The sequence below is a fragment of the Brevundimonas sp. genome (assembly GCF_036405315.1).
Classification (GTDB): domain Bacteria; phylum Pseudomonadota; class Alphaproteobacteria; order Caulobacterales; family Caulobacteraceae; genus Brevundimonas.
This window is the reverse complement of sequence record NZ_DASWXW010000189.1, coordinates 1-9,699: the sequence shown is the minus strand read 5'-3', so window position 1 is coordinate 9,699 and position 9,699 is coordinate 1. Positions and strand designations below refer to the sequence as shown.

General features: G+C 67.3%; 10 protein-coding genes and 2 pseudogenes. 9 read left to right on the top strand and 3 right to left on the bottom strand.

Annotation, left to right across the window (positions count from 1 at the left end):
* Positions 1-555, bottom strand: a pseudogene (locus VGE49_RS11810) (ribonuclease E/G); the annotation flags it as partial.
* Between the two features lie 506 nt (positions 556-1,061).
* Here VGE49_RS11810 and VGE49_RS11805 point away from each other — a divergent pair.
* Complete coding sequence (locus VGE49_RS11805) at positions 1,062-2,225, top strand: N-acetylmuramoyl-L-alanine amidase (RefSeq protein ID WP_331034741.1); 1,164 nt, start codon at positions 1,062-1,064, stop codon at positions 2,223-2,225.
* A gap of 1 nt (position 2,226) precedes the next feature.
* Here the strand turns inward: VGE49_RS11805 and VGE49_RS11800 are convergent, their stop codons facing one another.
* Together VGE49_RS11800 and VGE49_RS11795 are read right to left on the bottom strand one after the other, a co-directional pair.
* The gene (locus VGE49_RS11800) at positions 2,227-2,871 is read right to left on the bottom strand and encodes a uracil-DNA glycosylase (protein ID WP_331034740.1); all 645 of its coding nucleotides are present in this window, start codon (positions 2,869-2,871) and stop codon (positions 2,227-2,229) included.
* A complete protein-coding gene (locus VGE49_RS11795) occupies positions 2,868-3,449 on the bottom strand; it encodes a LabA-like NYN domain-containing protein (protein WP_331034739.1) in 582 nt (193 codons plus the stop codon). The genes VGE49_RS11800 and VGE49_RS11795 overlap by 4 nt, the downstream gene beginning before the upstream one ends.
* A gap of 30 nt (positions 3,450-3,479) precedes the next feature.
* Between VGE49_RS11795 and folK the strand changes: the two genes are divergently transcribed.
* The 8 genes and pseudogenes from folK to VGE49_RS11755 form a co-directional block, all read left to right on the top strand.
* Entirely contained in the window at positions 3,480-4,031 is a 552-nt protein-coding gene (gene folK, locus VGE49_RS11790; protein ID WP_331034738.1) for a 2-amino-4-hydroxy-6-hydroxymethyldihydropteridine diphosphokinase, read from the top strand.
* An 84-nt stretch (positions 4,032-4,115) separates the two neighbouring features.
* Entirely contained in the window at positions 4,116-4,475 is a 360-nt protein-coding gene (gene rpoZ, locus VGE49_RS11785) for a DNA-directed RNA polymerase subunit omega (RefSeq protein ID WP_087140301.1), read from the top strand.
* Positions 4,476-4,663: 188 nt separating this feature from the next.
* Positions 4,664-6,817, top strand: coding sequence for a RelA/SpoT family protein (locus tag VGE49_RS11780; protein WP_331034742.1), 2,154 nt, complete (start codon positions 4,664-4,666; stop codon positions 6,815-6,817).
* A 28-nt stretch (positions 6,818-6,845) separates the two neighbouring features.
* Positions 6,846-7,625 carry an LOG family protein gene (locus VGE49_RS11775; RefSeq protein ID WP_331034737.1) on the top strand — a complete coding sequence of 260 codons (780 nt, stop codon included), beginning with the start codon at positions 6,846-6,848 and terminating at the stop codon, positions 7,623-7,625.
* A 47-nt stretch (positions 7,626-7,672) separates the two neighbouring features.
* Entirely contained in the window at positions 7,673-8,257 is a 585-nt protein-coding gene (gene pyrE / locus VGE49_RS11770; RefSeq protein ID WP_312783887.1) for an orotate phosphoribosyltransferase, read from the top strand.
* Between the two features lie 15 nt (positions 8,258-8,272).
* Positions 8,273-9,043 (top strand): pyridoxine 5'-phosphate synthase, encoded by a 771-nt coding sequence (locus tag VGE49_RS11765; protein ID WP_331034736.1) that lies wholly within the window; start codon positions 8,273-8,275, stop codon positions 9,041-9,043.
* Complete coding sequence (gene acpS, locus VGE49_RS11760; protein ID WP_331034735.1) at positions 9,040-9,441, top strand: holo-ACP synthase; 402 nt, start codon at positions 9,040-9,042, stop codon at positions 9,439-9,441. The genes VGE49_RS11765 and acpS overlap by 4 nt, the downstream gene beginning before the upstream one ends.
* Positions 9,442-9,498: 57 nt before the next feature.
* Positions 9,499-9,699: pseudogene (locus tag VGE49_RS11755) on the top strand (signal peptidase I); the annotation flags it as partial.

Below are 9,699 nucleotides of genomic sequence, written 5' to 3'. Positions count from 1 at the left end.
GGTGATCTTGCGCGAAATGCCGCCGCCCTTGCCGGTGTTCGGCATCAGGACGCAGTAGCGGCCGGCCAGCGACAGCCAGGTGGTCAGGGCCGCGCCCTTGGCGCCGCGCTCGTCCTTGACGACCTGCACCAGCAGGATCTGACGACGCTTGATGACGTCCTGGATCTTGTAGCGACGCATCAGGCGACGCTTCAGACGCTCCTCGTCGGCCAGGCCGCCCTCGGACTCGTCGTCGCCTTCACGGCCCAGGTCGTCGTGATCGTCGTCATCCGAGTGCGCTTCGGCCATGATGGCTTCGCGGTCGGCGACCGGGATCTGATAATAGTCCGGGTGGATTTCGTTGAAGGCCAGGAAGCCGTGACGATTGCCGCCGTACTCGACGAAGGCCGCCTGAAGGCTGGGCTCTACGCGAGTGACCTTGGCGAGGTAGATGTTGCCGCGAAGCTGGCGGCGGGCCGTGGATTCGAAATCGAATTCCTCAACCTGGCGTCCGTCCACGATGGCGACGCGGGTTTCTTCCGCGTGCGCCGCATCGATCAGCATTGTCTTTGACATGAAGGGTCTCTCTCAGGCGCGCCAGGCCGGGCCCTGCGGATGTCTCCGCGGACAAGGGGGCGGCTCGCCGAATGGAAATGGGGGCCAGGGCGCGCGTCATCCCCTCGCGGAATGCGAGAGCGGCAATGGTCTGCCGGTCGGGAGCGCAGGCGGGTCGGCCCATGAGGTCTGTCGGTCCTGGATCCGAACGCGCCGTTCAAGGCCGCGTCCTGGACCCGTTCGTCGAATCGTCGGCCAGGCCGATCGATCCTCGGAATGAGGTGAAAGTCAGCGCCGCGAGGAGGGCGCGCCCGAACCCTGTCTAAACCACAGGGGGCGCGATCATTCGCTAGCGGACCAGATCATAGGCATATGTGGCGGAAATTAAAAGAACCACGACCGTTACAGGTCTTAACGAAATCCTTAGCACGTTCGCTCACCCTGACGCGGAACCAGAAGGGTGAAGTCCGTCCATGTACGGCCGGTGGCGTAGCAGTTTGGCCCGTTGGGGCGTGCGTGAATGGGCGATGACGGCCTTGGCCTTCGTCGTCATGAGCGGCGTCGTGCTGACGGCTGGGCGCGGTCTGGCCTTCGGGCCTGACGGACAGATCTCGGCCATCCGCTTCGGCGGCGACGCCCAGCGTACGCGGGTTGTGCTGGATCTGGGCAAGACCACGCGCGGCCAGGTGATCGAGGACGGCACGACCGGCCGGGTGGTCGTCGCCCTGTCGGACGTGGCGCCGGGCCGGGGGTTGGACGGCAACGGGTCCGGTCTGGTGCGCGGCTATGAGGTCAACTCGGCGGGCACGTCGTCGCGCGTCCGTCTGGATCTGGCGCGCGGCGCCGAGATCGAGCGTCGCTTCCTGTTGCCGCCGGGCGACGGGGTTCCGCACTATCGCTATGTCATCGACCTGAAGGCCACGGGCGCCGCAGCCGCAGTGGCGACCAGCGCGCCGCCGCGTCGTGAGCAGGCGCGCAAGGAAAAGCCGCTGATCGTCATCGACGCCGGTCACGGCGGTCGCGATCCGGGGGCTCAGGGCCAGCATACGCAGGAAAAGGCCGTCACCCTGGCCGCCGCCCGCGAGCTGAAGGCCGCGATCGAGCGCACCGGCCGCTATCGCGTGCGTCTGACGCGCGACAGCGACGTCTATGTCATCCACGGCCGCCGGGTGCAGATCGCGCGCGACGCTGGGGCCGACCTGTTCATTTCGCTGCACGCCGACGCCGGGACCGATCCGGCTCTGCGCGGGGCCAGCGTCTACACCCTGTCGGAACAGGGCGCGGGCCGCGCGGTGCGGGAATACACGCGCGGCGACGACTGGCAGCGTGATCTGCGCCTGCCGGGTCGCGACCCCTCGGTCGATCGCATCCTGCTGGACATGACCCAGCGCGCCACCCAGAACCGCTCGGCCCAGTTCGCGCGGGTCCTGCTGACCCATCTGGAAGGCGACAGCCATCCGCTGCTGCGCCGCAGCCACCGCGACGCCGGTCTGGCGGTGCTGCTGGCGCCCGATGTTCCGGCCATCCTGCTGGAGATGGGCTTCATCACCAATCCGGAAGACGAGCGCGTCCTGACCGACGAACGCGCCCGTCGCCGCCTGATGCGCTCGGTCGCCGAGGGCATTGACCGCTACTTCCGCGAACCCTCTGCGCCGGTGATGGTGGCCGGCGAGGTCGCCGGCGGCGGCTGACCTATTCCTCCAGCGCCAGCCTGGCGCGGTGGAAGATCTCCTCGAACATCTGCGGTGTCAGTCGGCCTGTGTTCGTGTTTAGTCGCGAGCAGTGATAGCTGTTGATGATGGTGTAGCCGCCGACCTTGCCCTCGACGCCGTGCCCGGCGGGAATGGCCGTACCGGGGTAGCCGAGCGTCCGCAGGATGCTGCGCCGCGACACGTCGCCCAGGGTCACGATCACCTTCAGCCGGGGCAGGGCGGCCAGACGGTCGATCAGGAAGGGGCGGCAGGTGTTTTCCTCGTCGCCTGTGGGCTTGTTCAGCGGCGGGGCGCAGCGCACGGCGTTGGTGATCATGCAGTCGATCAGCCTCAGGTCGTCGTTTCCGTCAGGGTCATAGTTGCCTTGCGCGAAGCCTGCCTTCCTCAAGGTGTCGAACAGCAGCCAGCCGGCGTGATCCCCGGTGAAGGGACGGCCGGTGCGGTTGGCCCCGGTGCGGCCGGGCGCCAGGCCCGCGATCAACAGCCGCGCGTTCGGATCGCCGAAGGAGGGGGCGGGGCCGTTCCACCAGTCGGGGTTCTGGCGCGCGTTCTCGGCGCGATAGGCGACCAGCCGCGGGCACAGGGGGCAGTCGCGCGGCGGCTCAGGGTTCAGGGGGCGGCTCATGCGCGGTCGGTCCGGTCGAAGGTGCGGGCTGTGGGCTGGACGGCGGCGTTCTTGGGCTTGCTGAAATGGGTCGCGACATCGGCCAGGTCGATGAAGGCGTCGGCCTGACGGCGCAGCTCGTCGGCGATCTGGGGCGGCTGGGTTTTGGTGGTCGAGACGACGGTGACGCGCACGCCCCTGGCCTGGACCGCCTGCACCAGTCGGCGGAAGTCGCCGTCGCCCGAGAACAGGATCATGTGATCCAGGCGCGGGGCCAGCTCCAGCATGTCGACCGCGATCTCGATGTCCATATTGCCCTTGATGCGCGAATGGCCCTGGGCGTCGGTGAAGCGCTTGACCGGCTTGGTCACGACCGTGAAGCCGTTGTAGTCGAGCCAGTCGACCAGCGGCCGAATGGGCGAGAACTCTTCGCCCTCGACCACCGCCGTGTAATAATAGGCCCGCACCAGCTGGCCCTTCTGGCCGAACCAGTCGGACAGCTTCTTGAAGTCGAGATCGACGTTGAGCGTTCGGGCCGCGGAATAGAGGTTGGCGCCGTCGATGAACAAGGCGATGCGGTCGCCCGTATGGCCGGTCATGAATATGAGTCCGTGGAAATGGTCGAGAATATGAGCGCCCCGACCGAAATTCCCGAAGGCGACCTCGATCTGGACGGGGCAGTCATCGTCGCCCTGGGCTGCAATGACAAGGGCGTCTGGGGGTCCTGCGAGGAGGCGCTGGAAGCTGCACTGGCGCGCTTTCGGGCCGAAGGTGTGGACATTCTGGCCCGCTCGTCCTGGTGGTCGTCCCAGGCCTGGCCCGATCCGGGCGATCCGCCTTTCTTGAACGGCGTGGTCATCGTGCGCACCGAACACGACCCCGGCGCCCTGATGGCCCGGCTGTCGCGAATGGAGGACGTTTTCGACCGTCGCCGCAGCGTCCGCAACGCCCCGCGCACCCTGGATCTGGACCTGATCGCCTATGGGCGGCTGAGCGGCGATCTGGACGGGCTGATCCTGCCGCATCCGCGCGCGGCGCAGCGGCTGTTCGTCATGGGGCCGCTGGCCGAGATCGCGCCGGCATGGATCCATCCCGTCGAGGGTGAAAGCGCAGCGGCCCTTGCCGCGACCTGCGTCGTCGGGGTAGACGCGCGTCCTGTTCCGGCGAAAGCGGGCGTCTGAGGCCGCATTCCGGCCCTCGCGGCGTTGCACAATCACGCCTAACCCTATATTTTGTGCGGTTCTCCCTGCCGCCAGAGGATTTTCATGGCCCGCGTCACTGTCGAAGACTGCATCGAGAAGGTGCCGAACCGCTTTGGTCTGGTTCTGCTGGCTGGCCACCGCGCCCGCAACATCGCCAACGGCGCCCCTCTGACGCTGGATCGCGACAACGACAAGAACCCGGTCGTGGCCCTGCGCGAACTGGCTGACGAGACCGTCGTGCCGGACGAACTGCGCGAGAACATCATCACCACGCTGCAGCGTGTCGATGAGCGCACCGAGGCTGAGGATGAAGCCGAAGTCGTGGCCCTGCTGGCGGAGCCCCAGCACATGAACATGGCCGAAGCCGAACTGATCCGCGCGCTGCAGAGCGACCGGGACGGCGGCCAGGAGGAACGCTACTGACGGCAGAGCCTGTCAACGGCGTCACCATCCTTCCGGCGCGGTCCCCCGCGGACCCGTCGCCGGACCAAGTCGCGAATCAGATAGACCAGACGGCGTCGCTCCTTTCCGGGGCGACGCCGTTGTCGTCTGAAGTCTCCGAGTCCCTCCCGTCCGTGTCCCAAGTGTCTGAAGTCAAGCGCGCCCCGATCATGCGCCAGTTCGAACTGATCGAGGCGGTCAAGGCCTATGACCCGACCGCGGACGAGGCGCTGCTGAACCGCGCCTATGTCTATGCGATGAAGATGCACGGCTCGCAGTTGCGGGCCTCGGGCGATCCCTATTTCGCCCACCCGATCCAGGTCGCAGGAATCCTGACCGACTATCGGCTGGATACGGCGACCATCGTTACGGCCCTGCTGCACGATGTGGTCGAGGACACCTCGGCGACCCGCGACGACATCGCCGCCATGTTCGGCGAAGAGATCGCCGTCCTGGTCGAGGGCGTGACCAAGCTGTCGCGGCTGGAGCTTCAGGCCGAGCACACGCGCCAGGCCGAGAATCTGCGCAAATTCATCCTGGCCATCTCCAAGGACGTGCGGGTCCTGCTGGTCAAGCTGGCCGACCGCCTGCACAACATGCGCACCCTCCAGTACGTCAAGCCGGAGAAGCGCGAGCGCATCAGCCGCGAAACCCTGGAAGTCTATGCCCCGCTGGGCCGTTCCATCGGCATCCACTCCATCGCTTCGGAGCTGGAGGAACTGGCGTTCGAGCATCTGAACGCCACGGCCCGCGTCGCCATCCAGCGCCGTCTGGAGGCGCTGAAGCTGGAGCACGGTCGCGCCATCGAGGGCGTGTCGCGCGAAATCGAGACGGTCCTCAGCGAGGCCGGTATCCCCGCCCATGTGAAGGGCCGCGAAAAGACGCCCTATTCGATCTGGCGCAAGCTGCAGAGGAAGTCGGTCGGCTTTTCGTCCCTGTCGGACATCTACGGCTTCCGGGTGATCGTCGAGGCCGAGGACGACTGTTACCGCGCCCTGGGCGTCATCCACCGCGCCTGGCCGATGGTGCCGGAGCGGTTCAAGGACTTCATCTCGACGCCCAAGTCGAACAACTATCGCTCCTTGCACACCACGGTCGTCGGCCCCGGCGGCCTGCGCATCGAGATGCAGATCCGCACCGAGATCATGGACCGCGTGGCCGAGGACGGGGTGGCCGCGCACTGGGCCTACAAGAACCACTCATACGGCTTCGACCGCGAGGCGATGGAGGCGGACGGCGGGCGCGACCCATTGCTGAACCTGCGCCATCTGGTTCAGGTCATCGAGCACGGCGAGGGCGGCGAGGACTGGGTCGAACACGCCAAGCTCGAAATGTATCTGGATCAGGTCTTCGTCTTCACGCCTAAAGGCGCGCTGATCACCCTGCCGCGCGGCGGCATGGCGCTGGACTTCGCCTATGCGGTCCATACCGAGGTCGGCGACACGGCGGTGGGCGTCAAGATCAACGGCGAACTGAAGCCGATGCGCACGGCGCTGCAAAACGGCGACGTGGTCGAGATCATTCGCGGAACCAAGCGCGAGGTGCCGACCGACTGGCGCAGCCTGACCGTCACCGGCCGGGCGCGCTCGGCCATTCGCCGTCACATCCGCACCTCGGAGCGCGACGAGTTCGTGCGTCTGGGCAAGGCGACGCTGGAACAGACGCTGGAACGGGCCGGCAAGTCGCTGGCCGACGTCTCGCTGAAGCCGGTGCTGGAAACCCACGCCATCGCCTCGGAAGAGGACATGTTCGACGCCATCGGTCGGGGCCGTCTGGCCGCGACCAAGATCGCCGAGACCATGTTCCCGGCGCTGAAGGGCCAGCTGAAGGCCGGGCCGGAGCGCAAGCGGATCGGCAATGATCAGGCCCGCCTGTTCGTGCGCGGCAGCGGCCTGACGCCGGGTGTCAGCATCCACTTCGGCGCCTGCTGCAGCCCGGTGCCGGGCGACCGGATCGTCGGCATTCTGGAGCCTGACAAGGGGCTGACGGTCCACACCATCGACTGCCAGACCCTGGCCGACTTCGCCGACGACGACAGCGTCTGGCAGGACCTGCAGTGGACGCCGCAGGCCGAACAGGACGCGGTGGCTTCGGCCCGTCTGCGCGCCACCATCCGCAACGCGCCGGGCGTGCTGGGGCAGGTGGCGACCATCATCGGCGAGGCCGGCGGCAATATCCTGAACCTGTCGATGGCCCACCGTCAGCAGGACTTCTTCGACGTGGACATCGACGTCGAGGTCGAGGACGCGCGCCACGCGACCATGATCATCGCCGCCCTGCGCGCCAATCCGTCCGTCGACACCGTGGACCGCGCGCGCGGCTGATCGCCCGCGCGTCTGACTGAAGGCCGAAATGTCTCCCGAACAGCAAGCACTCGCCAACGCCGCCCAACTGGCGTCGCCCTCCTATCGTCTGGCCGCCCTGGATCAGGACTTCTTGCTGAGCGAGTCGATGCGCGGCGTGCGCTTCCTGATGGAGTACGAAAAGGCCGAGGAGGCGTTGAAGGCCTGGGGCGTGCGTTCGACTATCGTGGTGTTCGGCAGCGCCCGTGTAGGCAAGGACGGCGACGGTCGCCATGCCCACTGGTACGAGCAGGCGCGCCAGTTCGGCCGCATCGCCTCGGAGCGGGGCGGGGCCTTTCGTGGCTCGCCGGGCGAGGTGCGTGACAACGTCATCGCCACCGGCGGCGGCCCAGGGATCATGCAGGCCGCCAATCAGGGCGCTTATGAAGCCGGCGCCCCGTCGATCGGCTTCAATGTCACACTGCCGCACGAGCAGGCGCCGAACCCCTGGTCGACGCCGGAGCTGACCTTCCAGTTCCATTATTTCGCGATGCGCAAGATGCATCTGGCCATGCGGGCCAATGGTCTGGTGGTCTTCCCCGGGGGCTTCGGCACGCTGGACGAGATGTTCGAGATCCTGACCCTGCGTCAGACCGAGAAGGCGCCGCCGATTCCCATCGTCCTGTTCGACGAGGCCTATTGGCGCTCGGTGATCAACTTCGACGCCCTGATCGAGCACGGCATGGTCAAGGCGTCGGACATGGAGCTGTTCGCCTTCGCCGACGACGCCGAAACCGTCTGGATCAAACTGCTGGAAGGCGGGCTGAAGCCGAACTGCGACATCAAGTAGGTCGCTCGGCTTGAGGGGCGCGGATGCAGGGTCTAAGGGAGCCTTCCATGAACACTGAAGACGTCCTCAACGAATTCCGCGACGCCGGCGCCCTGCGCGAAGGCCATTTCGTCCTGTCGTCCGGCCTGCATAGCCCGGTCTTCCTGCAGAAGAACCTGGTCTTCATGGACGGTCGCCGCTGCGAGCGCCTGTGCAAGGCCCTGGCGGACAAGATCGTCGCCACGGTCGGTCCGGTCGACGTGGCGATCTCGCCCGCCGTCGGCGGCATCATCCCCGGCTATGAGACGGCCAAGCACCTGAACGTGCGCTCGCTCTACGTCGAGCGCGAGGGCGGCGAGTTCAAGCTGCGTCGCGGCTTCACCGTCGAGCCGGGCGAGAAGGTCGTCATGGTCGAGGACATCGTCACCACCGGCCTGTCGTCGCGTGAATGCATCGCCGCCATCCAGAAGGCCGGAGGTGAAGTCGTCGCCGCCGCCTGCATCGTCGACCGCTCGGGCGGGCGCGCCGACGTGGGCGTGCCGCTGATCGCCCTGGCGACCCTGGACGTGCCGGCCTACCCGGCCGACGCCTTGCCGCCCGAACTGGCCGCCCTGCCGGTCGAGGACCCGGGCAGCCGCCGGCTGTCCAAGTAATAGAAAGAGATCGGGATGAAGCGCGAGCGGGTTCGTCTGGGCGTCAACATCGACCACGTCGCCACGGTTCGTAACGCGCGCGGCGGCGCTCATCCCGATCCGGCCCGCGCGGCCGAGGCGGCGCTGGCGGCGGGGGCGGACGGCATCACCGCCCACCTGCGCGAGGATCGCCGCCACATCACCGACGCCGACATCGACGTGCTGACGGCCCTGTGCCGTCGCGCGAACAAGCCGCTGAACTTCGAGATGGCGGTGACGGAAGAGATGCTGGCCATCGCCCTGCGTCACCGCCCGCACGCCGCCTGTCTGGTGCCCGAACGGCGCGAGGAGGTCACGACCGAGGGCGGTCTGGCCGTGGCCGGTCACGAGGCGCGCATCGCCCCCGTGGTCAAGGCGCTGTCCGACGCGGGCATCCGGGTCAGCCTGTTCATCGAGCCGTCGGAAGAACAGGTCGAGGCCGCCGCCGCCGTGGGCGCGCAGGTGGTCGAGTTCCATACCGGCCGCTACTGTCATCTGACCGATCCGGCCGAGCGCGCGTTCGAACTGGACCGGCTGGCCGCCGCCGCCGCCCAGGCCGACATCCTGGGGCTGGAGGTCCACGCCGGGCACGGCCTCGACTACGCCACCGCCAGCGTGGTTCTGGCCATCCCGGAGATCAAGGAACTGAACATCGGCCACTTCCTGATCGGGGAGGCGGTCTTCGTCGGTCTGGACGCCGCCATCCGCCGGATGCGGACGGCGATGGATGAGGCCGTCAGCGGTGCTCTTGGGGGAATGGGCCGGTGATCATCGGCGTCGGCGCTGACATGACCGACATCCGGCGCATCCAGAACTCGCTGGATCGGTTCGGCGATCGTTTCAAGAACCGCGTCTTCACCGAGATCGAACGCACCCGCTCCGATCGCAAGCCGGACCCTGCCTGGAGTTACGCCAAGCGTTTCTCGGCCAAGGAAGCCTGCGCCAAGGCCCTGGGCACCGGGATGCGGTCTGACGTCTATTGGCGCGACATGGGGGTGGTGAACCTGAAGTCGGGTCAACCGACCCTGGCCCTGACCGGCCACGCCGCCGAGCATCTGGCGCGGCTGACCCCGCCGGGGCATGAGCCGCGCATCCATCTGACCCTCAGCGATGAACACCCTTATGCTCTCGCTTTCGTGGTCATCGAAGCCTTGCCCGTGGCGTAATCAGCCTTTACGCCTCAGGCATCCAACCCCGCGTTCTGCGGGGGATTCGAGCAGACCATGAGCGACGACCCCAAGGCGAACGGCGGCGCCGGCAATCCTGCCATCGACCCGACCGAGCCGCGACCGATCTGGAGCGACGACGGCGACGCCCCCTTCGACATGGGCGACGATCCCGAAGCCCTCGACAGCGACAAGCCGATCTACGCCACGCCGCGTCCCAAGAAAGCCAAACGTGTGAAAAAAGAGAAGTCCGCGAGC